Genomic DNA, 18,813 nt, shown 5'->3' on the forward strand with positions numbered 1-18,813 from the left:
CCCCGGAAGGGGCCGCGGGGGGGGTCAGGGGCCGAAGGGGTCGGGGCGGCGTTCCAGGAGTTTGTGCAGGGTGTGCTGGATCGTTTCGCGGACCTGGTCGGCGAGGTTGAAGACGACCAGGGGGTCGTCGGCGGAGTCGGTGAGGTGCGCCGTCGGGATGGGCGGGCAGAACTCGATCAGCCACTTGCTCGGCAGCGGGACCATGCCCAGCGGCCCGAGCCAGGGGAAGGTCGGGGTGACGGGGAAGTACGGCAGCTTGAGCAGCCGGGCCAGCGGCTTGATGTCGGCGAGCATCGGGTAGATCTCCTCGCCGCCGACGATGGCGACCGGCACGATCGGGGTGCCGGTACGCAGCGCCGCCGAGACGAAGCCGCCCCGGCCGAACCGTTGCAGCTTGTAGCGGTCGGAGTAGAGCTTGCCGATGCCCTTGAACCCCTCCGGGAAGACGCCGACCAGCTCACCGTTGCCGAGCAGCCGCTCCGCGTCCGGGTTGCAGGCCACCGTGCCGCCGGTCTTGCGGGCGATCTCGGAGACCACCGGCATCCGGAACACCAGGTCGGCGCCGAGCAGCCGCAGGTAGCGGCGCGCCGGGTGCTGGTCGTGCAGCGCGGCGGAGAGGATCAGCGCGTCAAGCGCCACCGTGCCGGAGTGGTTGCCGACGACCAGCCCCGCGCCGTCGGCGGGCACGTGCTCCAGGCCGCTGACCTCGGTGCGGAACCAGTCCCGGTAAAGCAGCCGCACCAGCGGGTGGAAAACCGAGTCGGTCAGCTCCGGATCGAAGCCGAACTCGTCGACCTCGTAGTCACCGGAGAGCCGCCGGCGCAGGAAGGCCAGGCCGGCGGCGACCTTGCGGTCCCAGTGGTCCCCCGGCCGGTCCGGCACGGCCGCCCCACGCGGTACGCCTGCCGTGCCCCGCCCGGCCGCGTCAGCGTCGGCCGAACGGTCCCGCGCCCCGCCAGCCGGTGCGTCGGCGACGATGCCCGGCTCATCGGCGGTCACCGCGCCGGACGGGGTCTCGCCCGCCCGGGCGGACGGGACCGGCTCGTCGGTGGCGGAGGTGTCCGGCTCGTCCAGGGCCGCGGGGCCCGGGACGGCGGCGGCCGTACGGCGGCGGTGCCCGTTCTGCCGCGCCGGCTGCGCGTCCGGCCCGGTCACGGTCAGCGGTACGTCGTAGCGGCCGTCGGGCCGCTCCTCGGCGGGGCTCACGATCGCTCCCGCACGGCCGACCGGACCTGCCGGATGCTCTCCAGCACCAGCTGTTCGGCGGTGGCCAGGGTGTTGCGGGTGAGCACCACGCCCCCGTGGTGGGCGCGGATGAAGTCGTCGAACGCGGCGGCGGTGGAGCGCGGGGTGAAGCCGTACTCCCGCTCCAGCCGGCTGGTGTCGACCACCCGGCCGTGCACGAAGAGGTCGACCTGGTCGAGGCCGTAGCGACCGAAGCCGAGGTTACGGGCGAGCACGGCGGCCCCGGACAGGCCGGGCTCCAGCACCGGTACGGCGACCCGACCGGCCCGTCGGATCGCCTGGGAGAGCGAGAGCACCCCCGGCCCGGCGACGTTGTAGGTGCCCGGGTGGTCCTCGGCGATGGACCGGTGCAGCACCTCGAGCGCGTCGTCGAAGTGGACGAACTGCAGCCGCGGGTCGCGCCCGAAGACGGTGGGGACCAGGGGCTGAGAGAAGTAGCGGGTGAGCGTGGTGTCGGCGGTGGAGCCGATGAACGGCGCGAAGCGCAGCACCGTCGCGGTGACGTCGGGACGGCGGCGGCGGAAGCCGCGGACGTACCCCTCGACGTCGAGGATGTCGCGGCCGAAACCGCCGCGCGGCACCTCGCGCGGCTCGGTCTCCTCGGTGAAGACGGCCGGGTCGCGGAAGGACGCGCCGTACGCGGCGGTCGAGGAGCGGACCACCAGCTTGCGCAGCCGCGGTGCCCGCTGGCAGGCGGCGAGCAGTTGCATGGTGCCGATGACGTTCTGCTCCTTCATCGCCGCCCGGCCGCCGTGCTGCGGGTCGGGGGCGCTGACCAGGGCGAGGTGCACCACGGCGTCGACGTCCAGGTCGGCGAGGAGCCCGCCGAGGGAGCCGAGGTCGAGCCGGATCCGCTCGACCCGGTCGAGCAGGTCGGTGAACTCCGGGCCGGGGGTGGCCGGGTCGACGCCGATCACCCGTTCGATGCGCGGGTCGGCGGCGAGCCGGGCGGCGACGTGCGCGCCGAGGTAGCGGCCGACCCCGGTCACGACGACGACCCCCGGAGCACCTGAGGTGCCACCGGGGGTCATCTCGCACGCCCTGACCGGCAGACGGGACCGAGCCGGGACGTCCGCGGCCTGATCACCTGAGCCTCCGAGGGTCGACAGTTGGCAAGTGGTGCCGGGTGCCGGGCCGTGGCCCGGCCCCGGTCACTTGCCGAGACGGCGACGCTGGACGCGGGTCTTGCGCAGCAGCTTGCGGTGCTTCTTCTTAGCCATGCGCTTGCGGCGCTTCTTGACCACCGAGCCCATACGACAGCCTTCCAATGCAACGTGCGGGGCGGACGAGCGGCACCACCTCGGTGACGCCGGTGACCGCTTGCGGACAACGGACCGGACCAGCCTGGTGGCGTCGGGGCTCACCGGCAAGGGTCAGGATCGGCTCCAGGGTAGCCGGAGTACGTCAGCAGGACCAACGCGGCCCCGTCGATGCCCGTTACGTCGCAGTCGGCGCACCGCCCGGCGGTGGATCAGGCGGTTTCCTGAAACGCGCCCCGGAGGTAGTCGTGCACCGCGTGCTCGGGCACCCGGAACGACCGGCCGACCCGTACCGCGGTCAGTTCACCGCTGTGCACCAGGCGGTAGACCGTCATCTTCGACACCCGCATGACCGACGCCACCTCGGCGACGGTGAGGAACTTGACATCCGACAGCCGACCGTCGGACTGCGACCCGGCCATGGCTCACCCGACCCATCCCATGCCCGGCGCGTGCCGATCGACCGGAGCTTGCGTCCGGGCCGGCAACGCGCGTGTTACCAGTACGGTAGCGGGGCGGCTGTGACCGGCGCGATCCCTTCGTGCAACTGATCATGCGTGGAACGCCGATCACCCGGCCGTGACCTGCCGTTTTACCCCCGGCTGCGTCGACCGTCCCATTCCCGGGACCAGTGGCGGCGCCGCCCGCGCCACCGGGATCGGGCCGGGCTCACTCGGCACGCAGGGCGACCACCGGGTCGAGCCGGCCGGCCCGCTGCGCCGGCACCACGCCGAAGACGATGCCCACCGCCGCCGATACCCCGAACGCCAGCGCCAGCGACCACCAGGTGATCGCGGCCGGGATCGGCGAGAAGGCGTCCACCAGCAGCGCGGTGCCCACGCCGAGGGCCATCCCGGTCAACCCGCCGATCGCGGTGAGCAGCACCGCCTCCAGCAGGAACTGCACCCCGATGTCGCGCGGACGCGCGCCGACGGCCTTGCGCAGGCCGATCTCCCGGGTCCGTTCCCGCACCGAGACCAGCATGATGTTGGAGACCCCCACCCCGCCGACCAGCAGCGAGATGCCGGCGATGGCCGCGAGCACGCCGGTGAGCACCCCGAGGATGTCGCCGAGCACGCCGAGGATCTGCTGCTGGGTGACGGCGCTGAACTCGGTGTCCGGGTGCCGGCGGGACAGCTCGGCGACGATCCGGTCGCCCAGCTCGCCGATCCGCTCGCGGTCGGGGGCCTTGACCGCGATGCCGTCCACCCGCTGGGTGCCCCAGAGCCGCTGGGCCGCGGTGACCGGCACGTGCACCTCGTCGTCGCGGTCGACGCCGAGGCTCTGCCCGAGCGGCGCGAAGACGCCGATCACCCGGAACCGGACGCCGGCGAGCGCGACCTGCTGGCCGAGCGGGTCCCGGTCGGGGAAGAGCGCCCGGGCCACCGAGTCGCCGAGCACCGCCACCCGCCGGCTGGTGTCCACGTCGGCGCCGGTGAGGTAGCGGCCCCGGGCGAGCGAGCGGGTGAAGACGGTCGGGGTGGTCTCCAGCACCCCCTGCACGGTCGTGAAGTCGGAGCGGTTGCCGGCCCGGGCCGTCGCGCCGGAGGCGATGGTGACCGCGACCCGGCTCGGGTCACCGACCACCCGGGAGACCGCGTCCGCGTCGGCCAGGGTCAGCGGCGAGACCACCGGCGCCGTCCCCACGTCGATCCGGCCGGGTACGACCAGCAGCAGGTTGGAGCCGAGCCCCTCGACCTGCTGTTCGACCTTGTGCTTCGTACCGGTGCCGATGGCCACCAGCAGCACCACCGACGCCACCCCGATGATGACTCCGAGCATGGTCAGCGCGCTGCGCATCCGGTTGGCCCGCAGCGCGTCCAGCGCCACCCGCCACGCCTCGGCGACCCTCACGACGGCCCTCCGGCCCGCGCGCCGCCCGCCCGGTCCCCGCCGGGACCGCCCGCGGCGTCCGCGCCGGGTCGCGGCCCGCCGGCGACGTCCACCGGGGAGCCCGGTCCGGCCACGTCAGGGGTACGGGGGTCGGCCGCCCGATCGCGCGGAAGGCGTCCGGTGGCTCCGGCGGCGCCACCGGAGCCACCGGACGGGTGCCCCGGCCCGCTTCCGGACGCGGACCGGGGCTCCGCGCTGGGAGCGTCCCCCAGTGTGTCAGGTCCCGCCGCGGCCCCCGACGGCGGTCGATCATGAACGGCCGGGGCGCTGTCGGAGACCACCACCCCGTCGCGCATGACGATCCGCCGACGGGCCCGGGCCGCCACCTCGTTGTCGTGGGTCACCATCACCAGGGCCACGCCGGACTCGGCGTTGAGCTGCTCCAGCAGGGCCAGCACCGCCTGCCCGGTCACCGTGTCCAGGTTGCCGGTGGGCTCGTCGGCGAGCAGCACCGTCGGGTCGGTGACCAGCGCCCGGGCGATCGCCACCCGCTGCTGCTCGCCGCCGGAGAGCTGGTTGGGGCGGTGGTCGAGCCGGTGTCCCAGGCCGACCCGGCCGAGCATCGCCGCCGCCCGCTCGCGCCGCTGCCGGGCACCGACGCCGCGGTAGACCAGCGGCAGCGCCACGTTGTCCACCGCCGACGTCCGGGGCAGCAGGTGGAACGCCTGGAAGACGAAGCCGATGGTCTCGTTGCGCAGCGTCGCCATCTCCGGCGCGGAGAGGGCGCTCACGTCCCGGCCGCCGATGACCAGGCGACCGCCGGTGGGCTGGTCCAGCCCGCCGAGCAGGTGCATCAGGGTCGACTTGCCTGAGCCGGAGGGCCCGACCACGGCCACGTAGTCCCCCGGTGCCACGGTCAGTGACACGCCGCGCAGCGCCGGCACGGACACCCCTTCGAGCTGGTACGTCCGGGAGACGTCCACCGCCTCGATCGCCGCCGGACCGGTCACGGTGATCCCTTCGTTCGCGACTGCGAGGCACGCAGGACCGGCTCACTCCTCGCGCTCACCGGACTTCCTGGCCGTCCTGGACCTGGTCGGTGCCGCGCACCACCACCCGGTCGCCGGCCTGCACCCCGTCGAGGATCTGCACCAGGTCCGGCCCCTGCACGCCCACCGTCACCGGTGCCCGGTCGGCCCTGCCGTCGCGGACCACCCAGACGGCGTCGCGGCCGTCGGCGGAGAAGACCGCCGAGGCGGGGACGGTGACGGCGTCGGCGGCCTCGCGTACCCGCAGGTGCACCACGGCGTTCATGCCGGGGCGGGGCGCCGGGGCAGCCTCGCCCTCGCCCAGCCGGCCCGCGCCGAGGGCCAGCCGCACCCGGTAGGTGACGCCGCCCCGGGCGGAGGTGGTGGGCAGCACGTCGACCGAGCGGACGGTGGCGTCGTAGCTGGCGCCGGTGACCGCGTCCAGCTCGACGGTGGCGACCAGTCCGGGGCGGACCAGCAGCACGTCGGTCTCGTCGACCTCGGCGAGCAGGCCGAGCGCGCCGGTGTCCACGATGGTCAGCACCGGCGTACCGGCGGTGACCCGGCCACCGACGGGCACCGCGTCGTCCACGCCCGGCGGCGGGCCGGACCGGGACGGGGTGAGCGCGGACGGGTCGATCCCCGCGGGCGCCTGCCCGCCGCCGAGCAGGGCGGACAGGTCGGTGCCGCCCCCGGCGGGAGTGCCGCCGGGCTGCACGACTCCCCCGATCGGGGCGCGCAGGGTCAGCGCGTCGACGGTCGCCTTCGCCAGGTCGTACGCCTGCCGGGCCTGGAGCCGTTGCGCGGCCGAGAGGGCACCGACCGCCGAGTTGAGGCCGGCCACGCCCCGCTGCACCGAGCGGACGGCCTGGTCGGCGGTACGCGCAGCGGCGGTGTACTGCTGCTGGGCGGAGGTCACCTGGGCGAGCAGCGCGTCCCGTACCTTCGGATCGGCGATCTTTCCCGCAGCCTTGCGGGCTGCGTCGAACGCCTCGTCGGCGGCCTTGTCGGTGCCGCGACGCCGGATGCCCAGCTCCCCCACGCCGACGCCGCGGCCGGCCCGTTCGGCGGCCCGCAGGGCGTCGCGGGCCTGACGGAGGCGCTCCTGGGCGGACGGTGAGCTGATCACGGCGAGCACCTGACCACGGGTGACCCGCTTGCCGGGCTGGACGCGCAGGCTGGTGAGGGTGCCGTCGGCGGGCGCGGTGAGGGTGGCCGCGGCGCGGGCGGTGACGGTGGCCGGGGCGTCGATGACCTCGGCGACGGCGGCCCGGCCGGCCGGGGCCAGCGCGACGGTGGACTCGTCGTCCCCGCAGGAGGCGGCGGTGGTGCCGGTGAGGACGACGACGGCGAGCAGGGCGGTGAGCAGGCGGGGCCGCGTGGCTACGGGGGGCCGCGGCGAATCGGGGCGGCGCACGGGCCAACCTTAGCCCGGCGTCGATACGACGCCGAGGGGCGCGAGCGGTCTACCGGACGGACCGCGCCCGCGCGGCGAGGGGTGCGGCCCCCGCCCTCACCGGACGGCCGCCCGGATGTAGCCGACGCACTCGTCGTGCAGGGCCGTCCAGGAATCGCCGAGGACCCGCTCGGACGCCTCGTCCAGCGAGGTCCGGTCGTGCACCACGGCGCGGAAGAAGTCGAGCACCCGCTGCTCGCCGTACCGGTCGACGAGGTGGCGGACGGCCAGGTAGCCGACTCCGTAGCTGCCGCCGACCCGGTCGGCCGGGGCGGCGTCGGCCGGGGTCAGGGCGTCCAACCGGCCGTTCCACCCGCCGGCGACCAGCTGGCCGGCCTCGTCCAGCCCCTCGTAGCGGCTCACCGGCGCCCCGTCGGCACCGGCGTACTCGGCCAGCCCCTCCACCAGCCACCAGGTCTGCTTGCCGGGATAGCCCCGCTCGGGCAGCGAGGCGGCATGGGTCAGCTCGTGCCTGAGCAGCTCACCGGCGGCGGTGGCGGTCAGCCCGTCGGCGTTGAGCACCACCTCGTGGTGCCCGCCGCCGACGGTGACCGCGTACCCGGCGGTCCACTTCGGTCGGCCGCCCCCGTACCAGCGCCGCCACTCGGACGGGCCGGCATAGAAGATCCGGTAGCGGTCCGGCGGCGGCCCGGCGACCGCGTACCGGTCGGCGACCTTCGCCGCGGCCTCGGCGTCGGCGAGCAGGGCGGGCAGCTTTCCGCGCAGCGCCCGGGTGGTCGCCACCAGGGTGCGCGGGCCGACGGCGACGACCAGCTCGCTGACCTCCCACGGCCGGACGCCGGACTGCGCAGAGCGGGACTCCTCCATGGCGACCAGCAGCGGCGCGTCGCCGTTCTCCCGCCAGCGGGTGCCGATCAGGACCGGGCTGGGCGCGCAGTCCGGCACGAGGAAGCAGTACCGGAAGGTCACCAGTTGCCGCCACTGTCCCGGCTGTCCCGCAACCGCAGTGGGCAGCCCGGACGGCTCGGCCCGCCAGACCGTCACCCGCAGCGCGCGCAGCGCGGCGAAGCGGCGACCCAGGTCGCCGCGCGCGGTGCGGTCCCCGACGGCGAGGAAGCCGGCCCGGTCCGCGCGGAGCAGCGCGGCGGCCTGCCGGTCGAGCTGGGCGGAGAGCTGGTCACCGATGCGCCGGGCGGCGGCCGTCGCCGGGTCGTCCCGGCGGGCGGCGGGGCGGTCCACCGTGGCCCGGTCGGCCGGGCGGTCGGCCAGGCCGGCCAGCAGCGCGGCCGGCACCCCGCAGCCCAGCACCGCCAGGACCAGCCCGAACGTCACCCAGAGCGGCCACCGAAGGCGCCGGCGCGGCTCGTCCACTCCGGCGGCCGGGCGCAGCTCGCCGCCGCCGGCCGGACGCGGCTCGTCGCCCTCGGAAAGGCGCAGCTCGCCGCCGCCGGCCTGACGCGGCTCGCTCCCGCCCGCCGGACCCGGCTGGTCACCGCTGGCCGGACGCGGCTCGGCTGCGTCGGTGAGGCGCGGCTCATCCCCCTGAGGACGGCGCGGCTCGTCCATTCCGTCGGCTGGCGGCTCGCCGCTGCCAGCCGGACGCGGCTCGTCGCCGTCGGAAAGGCGCGGCTCGTCCAGCCCGTCGGTCACGGGCGAAGGGTACGACCAATCGGGGCGATCCGGCCAGAGCCCTCGCGCGTCGGCTGCGCGCCCGCGGTTCGGGACGCGCGGCCCGAATCCTGTGCCCCACATTTCGGGCCTGCACGGACGGGTGCGGGTGCGGTCAGACGGGGTGCTGCTCGCCTGCGGAACTGATGACGTGAACGACTCATCGAAGATCAACGCCGGTGGCGGCGCCGCGTGAAGCCGGAAGTCGCGAGCCGCCCCGGGCCGGGTCGAAGCCGGCCGCCGCTACGCGGTTCGACCGGGTGCGCGAGCTGTCCGGGGCGGCCTGAATCATTGACGACATCAGCTCCACAGGGCGCAGCTCGACCTTGACGCCGTGCCGCGAGGCCGGCGCGCAACCACCACCAGCCCCCCGCCCGTCTGGACCTCCCCGTTCCCCCGGCGGTGAAAGCGGGGTTGACCGAGCCCGGCGAGCACTCGGACGGCCAGCCGACGTCGTGGCTGCGGCCCCACCAAACGGCGGCGGCGAGCGTCGCCGGCTCCATCGGGAGAGCGATCGTCAGCAGCCCGGCTCAGCTCCCCAGTCCCGGTAGGCGATGTCCAACGCGCCCACCAGGTGGTCGAAGGACCGGTCGATGCTCAGGGGCAGGCCGAAGCCACCGGCCGCCTCCAGGGTGACGAAGCCGTGCACGGCGCTGCGGAAGAGGCGGGCCGCGTCGACCGCGGGGTCACCGGTCAGGCCGTAGCCGCGCAGGATCGCGTAGACCGCGTCGAGGGCCCGCCGGCCGGCGGCCACGTGCTCCGGATCGGCCGGATCGGGCACCTGCTGCGCGGCGGGGTACCGGCCGGGGTGCCGCAGGGCGTAGTCGCGCCAGGCGGTGGCCACCGCGTGCAGCGCGTCCACCCCGGCGCGCCCGGCGGCTGCCGAGGTCATCGCGTCGGCCAGTTCGCCGACGGCCAGCGCGCCGAGCTTGCGGTTCAGCGCGTCGGCGCCCTTGACGTGCTTGTAGAGGCTGGGCAGCGCGACACCGAGCCGGGCGGCCAGTGCGGCGAGCGTCAGCCGCTCGTAACCGACCTCGTCGGCGAGGCGGGCCGCCTCACGGACCACCGTCGCCGGGGTGAGCCCGGCCCTAGGCACCCGCGGTCACCGCCAGGAACTCGACCAGCTGGGCGGCGGTCGCCGCCGGCTGATCGGCGTGCGGGTAGTGCCCGGAGTCGGCGATCATGCGGGCCTCGGCGGTGGTGAAGAGGCGCCGCGCGGCGCGCGCCTCGGCTGCCGGGTCGGCGAAGTCGGGGTCCTTCGCGCCCATCAGCACCAGCACCGGCTGCCGCACGTCCGCCGCCCGGGCCGACCAGTGCGGGGCGACCGGCACGATCACGCCACGAACCGCCGCCATCCGGCCGCGCAGGCCGGTGACCAGTTCCCTGCGGTACGCGGCGTCGTCGGCGGGCCGGCCGCAGGGAAAGAGCGTCTTGTGGAACATGCCGAAGAGCCGGGGACTGCGCAGCACCGCCGCCTGGGCGAGCCGCATCGCCGGGTTGGGCCGGGGCTCGGCGACGAACGCGCCGATCTGGACGATGCCGTTGACCAGCTCGGGCGCGTCACCGGCGGCGAAGACCACGGCCGCTGCGCTGGACGAGCTGCCGACCAGGGTGGCCGGGCCGCCGAGCGTACGCACCACGGCCAGCAGGTCGGAGCCGACCTCGGCCGGGGCGTACGACGGCCAGTGGGCGCTGGAGTCGCCGTGCCCCCGCACGTCGACCGAGGCCACCCGGTAGCCCGCTGTGACCAGGAGTGGGATGAGGTGCCGGTAGGCCCGCCGGTTCTCCCCCATGCCGTGCGCGAGGACCACCAGCGGCCCCTCGCCGTGCACCTCGTACGCGATGGTGCCGCCGTCCCGCTCCACCTGGCTAACATTCATAGCCTGGAAGCTAATTGCATTAGCCTGACCTGTCAACGGCCTGCTTGACCTGAAGTCCGGTTCAGCTCCGATGATCACCGCATGACGTCAACGGGAAGTCCACACCTCCGCATCGCCCGGCCGAGCCGCGACCTCGGGGCGGCCGAGCGCTTCTGGGTAGCCGGGCTCGGCCTGCGGGTGCTGTACCGAGGCGAGGCCGCCGGGCCCGGTGAGCACGATCTGGTCATGCTGGGCTGGCCGGACGCGGCCTGGCATCTGGAGCTGGTCGGCGGGGAACACCTGGCGGTCGAGCCCCGCCCGACCGAGGAGGACCTGTTCGTGCTCTACCTGGACGGGCCGGTCGAGGCGGACCTGGTGACGAGACTGGAACGGGCCGGCGGGACGAGAGTCTCCGCCGGCCCGTACTGGGACCGCTGGGGGGTGACGGTGGCCGACCCGGACGGCTACCGGCTGGTGCTGAGCACCCGGGGCTGGTCGAACGCCTGAGTCACTTCTTGCTGGCCAGCGCCCGGCCGAAGAACATCAGGTTCGCGGGGCGCTCGGCGAGCCGGCGCATCAGGTAGCCGTACCAGTCCTCGCCGTAGGGCAGGTAGGTCCGCACGGTGTAGCCCTCGCCGACGAGCCGCTTCTGCTCCTCGGGGCGGATGCCGTACAGCATCTGGAACTCGAAACGGTCCGGGCCGCGGTCGAACCAGCGGGCCCGGTCCTCGCCGATGGCGATCAGGCGCGGGTCGTGGGTGGCCAGCATCGGGTAGCCGTCCCCGGACATCAGCACGTTCAGGCAGCGGACGTAGGACTTGTCCACCTCGATGGCCGACTGGTACGCCACCGACTCCGGCTCCTTGTAGGCGCCCTTGCAGAGCCGTACCCGGGACCCGGCCCCGGCCAGCTCACGGCAGTCCGACTCGGTCCGGCGCAGGTACGCCTGGAGCACCGCACCGGTCGACGGGTAGTCCTTGCGCAGGTCGGCCAGGAGGCTCAGGGTCGAGTCGGTGGTGGTGTGGTCCTCCATGTCGAGGGTGACCGTGGTGTTCGCCTCGTCGGCCGCCGCGCAGATCGCCCGGGCGTTCTCGTACGCCAGCCGCTCGTCGAACTTCTGGCCCAGCGCGGAGAGTTTCACGCTGACCTCGGCGGGCGGGGTGAGCCCGTTGGCGGAGAGCAGCTTCAGCAGCTTGAGGTACTCGTCGCGGGTGGCGTTGGCCTGCTCGGGAGTGACGGTGTCCTCACCGAGGTTGTCGATGGTGACCGCGAGGCCGTCGGCGACGAGCTCGCGGGTCGCGCGCAACGCGTCGTCGGTGCCGGCGCCGGCGACGAACCGGCGGACGACGTCCCGGGTGAACGGGGCCGTCGCGATGAGCCGCTCGACCTGGGATGACCGGGAGGCGGCGAGGATGACGGAACGGAGCATGAGCCGAGCGTAACGCCCGTGCGGCGGGCTCCGCCGGGGGGCGGCCGGGCCGCCCGGAGAGCCCGGAACATGCGTCCCAACAGCATCACGAGCACCGCCCGGGGGGCGACGGAGGTGGCGTCGATCAGCTACAACGATGCCGTGGATCGACACCCCCGCCGCCGGCTCCGGTCGGCCTCCGTGCAGCTCGGCGCGCTGACCGCGCTGGCGCTGGCGCTCTCCGGCTGCAACATGACCTCCGACGACGACGATGACGACGACTGCGCCCTCGGCCCGACCGGCGGCGGGGAGACGGTCGCGCTGGCAATGCGGGTGCCGGTCGCCACCACCGGCACCGGCACCGGCACCGGCGAGCCTGGGCCGGTGGCCGCCGCCCTGCCCGAGCGGGGCGGCTTCGGCACCCACCTCGCCTCCTGCGGCGGCTGAGGTGCGGCGCGAGGCGGCCACCCCGCGGCCGGACTGGGACGCCACCGTCCGCGCACAGGGCCTGGTGTACGTCGACACCGAACTGCCCGACGGCGGGACCATGTCGTACTGGGACGAGACGGCGGCGTACGCCTTCGACCTGGCCGAGGTGCTGCGGCTGGAGGAGGCCACCGAGGAGCTGCACCGGATGTCGGTGGCCGCCGCCGAGCACGTCGTCGCCCGGGGCCGGTACGCCGAGTTCGGCATCCCGGCCTGGGCCGCCGAGGCGGTCGCCCGGTCGCTGCGCGAGCGGCCGCCGACCCTCTACGGCCGCTTCGATCTCGCCTACGACGGCAGCTGGCCACCGAAGCTGCTGGAGTACAACGCCGACACCCCCACCGCCCTGGTCGAGGCGAGCATCATCCAGTGGTACTGGCTGGAGCAGACGCACCCGGACGCCGACCAGTGGAACAGCCTGCACGAGCGGCTGGTGGGCGCCTGGGCCAAGATCGGCGCCGGGCTGCACGACCGGCGGGTGCACGTGGCCTGGTCGAACGAGGAGGAGTCCGGCGAGGACGAGATCACCGCCGGCTACCTGGCCGAGACCGCGCGCCAGGCCGGGCTGGACGTCACGCTGCTGCCGATCCAGCACGTCGGCTGGGACGGCCGGCGCTTCGTCGACGCCGACGACCGGCCGGTGACCACCTGCTTCAAGCTCTACCCGTGGGAGTGGATGCTGGCCGAGCCGTACGGGCCGGCGGCGCTGGAGCCGGGCACCCCGACCACCTGGATCGAGCCGGCCTGGAAGCTGCTGCTCTCCAACAAGGCGCTGCTCGCCGTGCTCTGGGAGCTGTACCCGGGGCACGAGTACCTGCTGCCGGCGTACCTGGACTCGCCGCGCGGGATGCCGGAGTACGTGGCGAAGCCGCTGCTCGGCCGGGAGGGCGGCTCGGTGCGGATCGTGACCCGCGACACCGAGCTCACCAACCCGGGGATCTACGGCGCCGAGGGCTTCTGCTACCAGGAGTTCCGGGCGCTGCCGGAGTTCGCCGGCAACCGTACGGTGCTCGGGAGCTGGATCGTCGACGGCGAGTCGGCCGGGCTCGGCGTCCGGGAAAGCGAGAGCCTCATCACGGACGGTTACGCGCGGTTCCTGCCGCACTACATCGACGCACCGCGCGCCCCGTGAGTCGTCTACCGTTGGTGGCGTGAACTTCGACGCGTACGCCCGGACCGGCGTTGACCTCGTCAACGCCCGCCTGGACGACCTCGACGACCTGCGGGCCCTCTTTCCGGACGACAACGCGTGGATGCGCGACGAGGTCGCCGAACGGGACCTGATGATTTTCCGGCGGGCGCAGAAGCGCCTGCGTGACGTGTTCGAGTACGGCACGTCGGGGCGGGACGTCCAGGCGGTGGAGGAGCTGAACGCCCTGCTGGAGGCGTTCCCGGTGCAGCCGCGGATCTCCGGCCACGACTCCAGCGACTGGCACATGCACGTGACCAGCCGGGGCGCGTCGGTCAGCGCGGAATACCTGGCCGGTGCGGTCTGGGGCCTGTCGGTCTGGCTCTGCGAGTACGGCAGCGCCCGGTTCGGGGTCTGCGCGGACGAGCGGTGCGGCAACGTCTACCTGGACACCTCGTCGAACTGCTGCCGGCGGTTCTGCTCCGAGCGCTGCGCCACCCGCTCCCACGTGGCCGCCCACCGCGCCCGCAAGCGGGCCGCCGTCGGCGAGCAGGTCGCCGTTCCGGCCCAGGCCGACTCCCTCACCCCCGTGCCCTGACCGACCCGGCCACTCCGGCCGAGCCGGTGGGTCAGGCGTCGACCGGGGACGGGGCGGTGAGGTGGGCGCGGGCGAAGGCGAGGGCCTCGCGCAGGTCGGCCTCCCGGTCGGCGCGGCTCTTCGCGCCCCGGGTGGTGACCTCGACGGCGACCGAGCCGGTGAAGCCCCGGCCGGCCAGTGAGCGCAGCAGCTCGGCGCAGGGCTGGCTGCCGCGCCCGGGCACCAGGTGCTCGTCGCGCCCCTCGCCGGTGCCGTCGCCGAGGTGCACGTGCGCCAGCCGGTCGCCCATCCGGTCGGCCATCGCCAGCGAGTCGGTGTGCGAGGCGGCGCAGTGCGACAGGTCGAGGGTGTACGAGGCGTACCCGGTCTCGGTGGGGTCCCAGCCCGGCACGTACGGCACGAACTGCCGGCCGGCCATCCGCACCGGGTACATGTTCTCCACCGGGAAGAGCAGGTCCGGATACTGGCCGGCGATCGCGGCGAGCCCTGCGGAGAAGTTGCGCGCGTAGTCCCGCTGCCAGGTGAAGGGCGGGTGCACGACCACGGTCGGCGCGCCCAGGGCCGAGGCCAGCTCGGCCGAGCGGCGCAGCCGCTCCCAGGGGTCGGGGCTCCACACCCGCTGGGTCACCAGCAGGCAGGGCGCGTGCACCGAGAGGACCGGTACGCCGTAGTGCTCGGAGAGGCCGCGCAGCGCGCCGGCGTCCTGGCTGACGGCGTCGGTCCAGACCATCACCTCGATGCCGTCGTAGCCGAGCGCCGCGGCCAGCTGGAACGCCGCCGCGGTCCGCTCAGGGAAGACCGAGGACGTGGACAGGAGCACCGGAACGCGGGAAGTCACACCCCTCAGGGTAGCCCGACCGGTCGCCACGCTTCAGGACGAGCAGCGGCAAATGGCGCAGAACGGCCGACGCGGATCACATCGGCTCCAGCTGATCCAACCGCCGGAGGATGACGCCCTCGCGCAGCGCCCACGGGCAGATGTCCAGCGCCGGGACGTCCAGGCGGCGCATCACCGCCTCGGCCACCACCGCCCCGCTGAGCAGCTGGTGCGCCCGCCCCGGACTGACCCCCTCCAGCTCGGCCAGCTGGGCCGGCGGGATGTGCCGGATGAAGCCGAGCACCTGCCGCAGCCCGGTGCGGGTGAGGCTGCGCCGGGCCCAGAGCCCGGCCCCGGACGGCGCCGCGCCGGCCAGCCGGGCCAGCATCCGGAAGGTCTTGGAGGTGGCGACGGGACGCTCCCAGCCCACCCCGGTCAGCTTCTCGACCACCGGGTCGAGCAGCCCGTCGACGTACTCCCGCAGCTCCTCCACGGCCTCGGCGGACGGCGGCGCCTGCCCGGCCGGGTCCACCCGCAGCCGCTCCCGGCTCAGCCGCCCGGCCCCCAGCGGCAGGGAGATCGCCACGTCCGGGTCCTCGTCGATGCCGGCCGCGAGCTCCAGCGAACCGCCGCCGATGTCCATCGCCAGCAGCCGCCCGGCGGACCAGCCGAACCACCGCCGGACCGCGAGGAAGGTCATCCGCGCCTCGTCCGCGCCGGAGAGCACCTCCAGCCGTACGCCGGTCTCGTCGCGGACCCGGGCCAGCACGTCGGCGGCGTTGGTGGCGTCGCGCACCGCGGAGGTGGCGAAGGCGAGCAGGTCGTCGGCGGCCAGCCCGGCGGCGGCGGTACGCGCCATGCCGACCGCCTTGACCAGGCTGTCGGCGCCCTCCTCGGTCAGCGCACCGTCCGGGCCGATCTGCTCGGCCAGCCGCAGCACCACCTTCTCGGAGTGCGCCGGCCAGGGGTGCGCCCCGTGGTGGGCGTCGACCACCAGGAGGTGGACCGTGTTGGAACCGACGTCGAGCACACCCAGTCGCATGCTGTCGACCCTAGGGCCAACACGTTTCCGCGGCTCGTCGGCCGGCCCCGGTCACTGAGCGTACGCTGGTCCGGGTGACGAGCCAGGTGGAAGTGCACGCACTGGTGGACGACCCGGACGACCCGCGCAGCCGCGAGGTGGAGCTGGACTTTCCCCGGGAGTGGATCGAGTTCGTCGACCCGGCCGACGAGCGGCACCTGGTCCGCGCCGACCTGACCTGGCTGCTCTCCCGCTGGACGTGCGTCTTCGGCAAGGGCTGCCACGGCATCATCGCCGGCCGGGCGGCCGACGGCTGCTGCTCGCACGGCGCGTTCTTCACCGACTCGGACGACGAGAAGCGGGTCCGGGCCGCGGTCAAGCGGCTCACCCCGCAGACCTGGCAGCACTTCCGCCGGGGCGTCAAGAACTGGACCGAGGACGACACGATCGACGGCAAGAGCCCGGCCCGGCGCACCGCCACCCGGGACACCGACGCCCCGTGCGTGTTCCTCAACGACGCCGACTTCCCGGGCGGTGGCGGGTGCGCCCTGCACGGTCAGGCGCTGCGCGACGGGGTGCACCCGCTGGAGTACAAGCCGGACGTCTGCTGGCAGCTGCCGATCCGCCGCGAGCAGGACTGGACCAAGCGGCCCGACAACACCAAGGTGCTGGTCTCCACGCTGACCGAGTTCGACCGGCGGGGCTGGGGCGCCGGTGGGCACGACCTCGACTGGTGGTGCACCTCGTCCACCGACGCGCACGTCGGCGCCGACCCGATGTACGTCTCGTACGGCCCGGAGCTGACCGCGCTGATCGGCGCGCCCGCGTACGCGAAGCTGGCGGAGCTGTGCGGGGCGCGGCTGCGCCAGGGTCAGGTCGCCCCGCACCCGGCCAGCGAGCGCTGACCGGGCGCCCGGCGGCCTACGGCTCGAACTTGTAGCCGAGGCCACGCACGGTGACGATGAACCGCGGCGCGGACGGCTCCGGCTCGACCTTCGAGCGCAGCCGCTTCACGTGCACGTCGAGGGTCTTGGTGTCGCCGACGTAGTCGGCACCCCAGACCCGGTCGATGAGCTGGCCCCGGGTGAGCACCCGCCCGGCGTTGCGCAGCAGCAGTTCGAGCAGCTCGAACTCCTTCAGCGGCAGCTGGACCGGGGCGCCGTCGACGGTCACCACGTGCCGTTCGATGTCCATCCGGACCGGGCCGGCGGCCAGCGTCGGGGCGCCCGACTCGGCCACCTCGGCGCTCTGCCGGCGCAGCACCGCCCGGATCCGCGCCACCAGTTCCCGGGGCGAGTACGGCTTGGTCACGTAGTCGTCGGCGCCGATCTCCAGCCCGACCACCTTGTCGATCTCACTGTCCCGGGCGGTGACCATGATGATCGGCACGTGCGAGCGCTGCCGCAGCTGCCGGCAGACCTCCGTCCCGGACATCTCGGGGAGCATCAGGTCGAGCAGGACGATGTCCGCGCCGGTCCGGTCGAACTCGGTGAGAGCGGAGGTACCCGTCGCGGCGACGGACACCTCGAAGCCCTCCTTGCGGAGCATGTACGACAGGGCGTCGGAGAACGACTCCTCGTCCTCGACCACCAGAACGCGGCTCAACGGTGCTTCCTCTCGTGCGGTCAGACCTGGCGGAGCTCGGCCGGGCCGGCCTCGATCCCAGCCGACGGCAGTATCGTCTCCAGGTCGGCCGGGGGGCTGGCCGGTAACCGGAGGGTGAACGTCGAGCCCCCTCCAAGAGTGCTCGCCACCTCCACCCGACCGCCATGGTTGCTGGCGATGTGTTTGACGATGGCCAGGCCCAGGCCGGTGCCACCGGTGAGGCGGGAGCGGGCCTGGTCGGCCCGGTAGAACCGTTCGAAGATCCGGTCCACGTCGTTGGGGGCGATGCCGATGCCCTGGTCGGTGACGGCGATCTCGACGTGTTCGTCGGTGGCGCGGGTGGCGACCCGGACGGTGGTGTCCTCGCCCGAGTAGTTGATGGCGTTCTCCACCAGGTTGGCCACCGCGGTGGCGATCTGGGCGTCGCTGCCGTACACGGTCAGCCCCTTTTCGCCCTCCGTGACCACCTGGATCTGCCGGGCGGCGGCGGCGGTACGGGTCCGGTCGATCACCTCGGCGAGCACCCAGTCCACCGCGACCGGCTCCGGGGCGGGCTGCGGCTCAGCGCCCTGCAGCCGGGTCAGCTCCAGCAGTTCCTGCACCAGCCGGCCCAGCCGGGTCGACTCGTGCTGGATCCGCTCGGCGAAGCGGCGGGCCGCGACCAGGTCCTCGGAGAGGTCCGGCGCGACCGCCCCGGCGGGCTCGGTGGCGTCGAGCAGCGCCTCGGCGAGCAGTTGCAGGGCCCCGATGGGGGTCTTCAGCTCGTGGCTGACGTTGGCGACGAAGTCCCGCCGGACCCGGGCCAGCCGGTGCGACTCGGTGACGTCGGCCGCCTCGACCGAGATGTAGCCGGCGCCGAGGCCCATCGCCCGCAGGTGCACCCCGAGCGGGTTCACCCCGGCGTTGTCGCGGCCCCGCGGCAGGTCCAGCTCGATCTCGCGCCGCACGCCGGTGCGGCGCACCTGGCCGGCGAGGGTACGGATCAGCGGGTGGGCGGCGATGGAGCCGGGCGTGGCGCCGGTGCGGAGCAGGCCCATCGCCCGGGCGGCCGGGTTGACCAGCACCGGCACGTCGTCCGGATCGAGCACGACCACCCCGGCGCGCAGCGAGTCGATGGCCCGGCGGCCGAGCCCGGAGAGGCCGCCCTGCTGGTCGTCGGGAATCGCGAGCCTCCCTGAGCTCCAGCGGGAGCCACCGCTCCCGGACGACGCCGCCCGGCGCCGCCACTCGTGGAGGGGGCGGGCCAGCAGCAGGCCGGCGACCAGGCCGGTCGCCAGCGCCACGGCCACCACGGCCGCCACCACCCATTCCACCCGGCGATCGTAGGGTCATTGTTAACCTAGCTATCGCCCATAACGGGACGAATCATCCTCACTTCGGCAGAAGTTCACTCGCGGGTCCCGCGTCGTTCACCGGAGTTCACCTCGGGTCCGCTCCCCCCGC

At 74.3% G+C, this 18,813-nt stretch carries 19 protein-coding genes and 1 pseudogene; 5 read left to right on the forward strand and 15 right to left on the reverse strand.

The window, feature by feature from the left end:
- Window positions 1-24: 24 nt before the first annotated feature.
- From ACSNN7_RS20725 to ACSNN7_RS20770, 10 genes and pseudogenes are all read right to left on the reverse strand, one after another.
- Entirely contained in the window at window positions 25-882 is an 858-nt protein-coding gene (locus ACSNN7_RS20725) for a lysophospholipid acyltransferase family protein (protein ID WP_436682628.1), read from the reverse strand.
- A gap of 320 nt (window positions 883-1,202) precedes the next feature.
- Window positions 1,203-2,276, reverse strand: a complete 1,074-nt coding sequence (locus ACSNN7_RS20730; protein ID WP_436682591.1) for an NAD-dependent epimerase/dehydratase family protein — start codon at window positions 2,274-2,276, stop codon at window positions 1,203-1,205.
- Window positions 2,277-2,396: 120 nt separating this feature from the next.
- Window positions 2,397-2,498, reverse strand: coding sequence for a 30S ribosomal protein bS22 (locus tag ACSNN7_RS20735; protein ID WP_007465623.1), 102 nt, complete (start codon window positions 2,496-2,498; stop codon window positions 2,397-2,399).
- 218 nt (window positions 2,499-2,716) lie between these two features.
- The gene (locus tag ACSNN7_RS20740) at window positions 2,717-2,926 is read right to left on the reverse strand and encodes a helix-turn-helix domain-containing protein (protein ID WP_088960133.1); all 210 of its coding nucleotides are present in this window, start codon (window positions 2,924-2,926) and stop codon (window positions 2,717-2,719) included.
- Between the two features lie 247 nt (window positions 2,927-3,173).
- Entirely contained in the window at window positions 3,174-4,358 is a 1,185-nt protein-coding gene (locus ACSNN7_RS20745; protein WP_436682593.1) for an ABC transporter permease, read from the reverse strand.
- A gap of 152 nt (window positions 4,359-4,510) precedes the next feature.
- Window positions 4,511-5,347 (reverse strand): annotated as a pseudogene (locus tag ACSNN7_RS20750) (ABC transporter ATP-binding protein); the annotation flags it as partial.
- Window positions 5,348-5,402: 55 nt separating this feature from the next.
- Window positions 5,403-6,782 carry an efflux RND transporter periplasmic adaptor subunit gene (locus tag ACSNN7_RS20755; protein ID WP_436682595.1) on the reverse strand — a complete coding sequence of 460 codons (1,380 nt, stop codon included), beginning with the start codon at window positions 6,780-6,782 and terminating at the stop codon, window positions 5,403-5,405.
- Between the two features lie 96 nt (window positions 6,783-6,878).
- The gene (locus tag ACSNN7_RS20760) at window positions 6,879-8,432 is read right to left on the reverse strand and encodes a hypothetical protein (protein ID WP_436682597.1); all 1,554 of its coding nucleotides are present in this window, start codon (window positions 8,430-8,432) and stop codon (window positions 6,879-6,881) included.
- Window positions 8,433-8,967: 535 nt separating this feature from the next.
- Complete coding sequence (locus ACSNN7_RS20765) at window positions 8,968-9,546, reverse strand: TetR/AcrR family transcriptional regulator (protein ID WP_436682599.1); 579 nt, start codon at window positions 9,544-9,546, stop codon at window positions 8,968-8,970.
- Entirely contained in the window at window positions 9,539-10,330 is a 792-nt protein-coding gene (locus ACSNN7_RS20770) for an alpha/beta fold hydrolase (RefSeq protein WP_436682601.1), read from the reverse strand. Before ACSNN7_RS20770 ends, ACSNN7_RS20765 begins: the two co-directional genes overlap by 8 nt.
- Window positions 10,331-10,411: 81 nt before the next feature.
- Here ACSNN7_RS20770 and ACSNN7_RS20775 point away from each other — a divergent pair, with 81 nt between their 5' ends.
- Complete coding sequence (locus tag ACSNN7_RS20775) at window positions 10,412-10,816, forward strand: VOC family protein (RefSeq protein WP_436682603.1); 405 nt, start codon at window positions 10,412-10,414, stop codon at window positions 10,814-10,816.
- Window position 10,817: 1 nt separating this feature from the next.
- Here the strand turns inward: ACSNN7_RS20775 and ACSNN7_RS20780 are convergent, their stop codons facing one another.
- Complete coding sequence (locus ACSNN7_RS20780; RefSeq protein WP_436682605.1) at window positions 10,818-11,738, reverse strand: proline dehydrogenase family protein; 921 nt, start codon at window positions 11,736-11,738, stop codon at window positions 10,818-10,820.
- Window positions 11,739-11,879: 141 nt separating this feature from the next.
- On the opposite strand from ACSNN7_RS20780, the gene ACSNN7_RS20785 reads away from it, so the two are divergent.
- The 3 genes from ACSNN7_RS20785 to ACSNN7_RS20795 are packed head-to-tail and all read left to right on the forward strand — an operon-like array spanning window position 11,880 to window position 13,927.
- On the forward strand, window positions 11,880-12,164 hold the full coding sequence (locus tag ACSNN7_RS20785; RefSeq protein WP_436682607.1) for a hypothetical protein: 285 nt from the start codon (window positions 11,880-11,882) through the stop codon (window positions 12,162-12,164).
- A gap of 1 nt (window position 12,165) precedes the next feature.
- Entirely contained in the window at window positions 12,166-13,332 is a 1,167-nt protein-coding gene (locus ACSNN7_RS20790; RefSeq protein ID WP_436682609.1) for a glutathionylspermidine synthase family protein, read from the forward strand.
- Window positions 13,333-13,351: 19 nt separating this feature from the next.
- Window positions 13,352-13,927, forward strand: a complete 576-nt coding sequence (locus ACSNN7_RS20795) for a CGNR zinc finger domain-containing protein (RefSeq protein WP_436682611.1) — start codon at window positions 13,352-13,354, stop codon at window positions 13,925-13,927.
- Between the two features lie 31 nt (window positions 13,928-13,958).
- On the opposite strand, the gene ACSNN7_RS20800 is transcribed toward ACSNN7_RS20795, so the two are convergent.
- Both ACSNN7_RS20800 and ACSNN7_RS20805 read right to left on the reverse strand, forming a co-directional pair.
- A complete protein-coding gene (locus tag ACSNN7_RS20800; RefSeq protein WP_436682612.1) occupies window positions 13,959-14,765 on the reverse strand; it encodes a sugar phosphate isomerase/epimerase family protein in 807 nt (268 codons plus the stop codon).
- Window positions 14,766-14,841: 76 nt separating this feature from the next.
- Window positions 14,842-15,786, reverse strand: a complete 945-nt coding sequence (locus ACSNN7_RS20805) for a Ppx/GppA phosphatase family protein (protein WP_436682614.1) — start codon at window positions 15,784-15,786, stop codon at window positions 14,842-14,844.
- Window positions 15,787-15,860: 74 nt separating this feature from the next.
- On the opposite strand from ACSNN7_RS20805, the gene ACSNN7_RS20810 reads away from it, so the two are divergent.
- Entirely contained in the window at window positions 15,861-16,670 is an 810-nt protein-coding gene (locus ACSNN7_RS20810; protein ID WP_436682615.1) for a hypothetical protein, read from the forward strand.
- Window positions 16,671-16,686: 16 nt separating this feature from the next.
- On the opposite strand, the gene ACSNN7_RS20815 is transcribed toward ACSNN7_RS20810, so the two are convergent.
- Together ACSNN7_RS20815 and ACSNN7_RS20820 are read right to left on the reverse strand one after the other, a co-directional pair.
- Entirely contained in the window at window positions 16,687-17,370 is a 684-nt protein-coding gene (locus tag ACSNN7_RS20815) for a response regulator (protein ID WP_436682617.1), read from the reverse strand.
- Between the two features lie 20 nt (window positions 17,371-17,390).
- On the reverse strand, window positions 17,391-18,683 hold the full coding sequence (locus ACSNN7_RS20820) for a sensor histidine kinase (RefSeq protein WP_436682619.1): 1,293 nt from the start codon (window positions 18,681-18,683) through the stop codon (window positions 17,391-17,393).
- Window positions 18,684-18,813 lie beyond the last annotated feature (130 nt).

The sequence above is a fragment of the Micromonospora sp. URMC 105 genome (assembly GCF_051386295.1).
Classification (GTDB): Bacteria; Actinomycetota; Actinomycetes; order Mycobacteriales; family Micromonosporaceae; genus Micromonospora.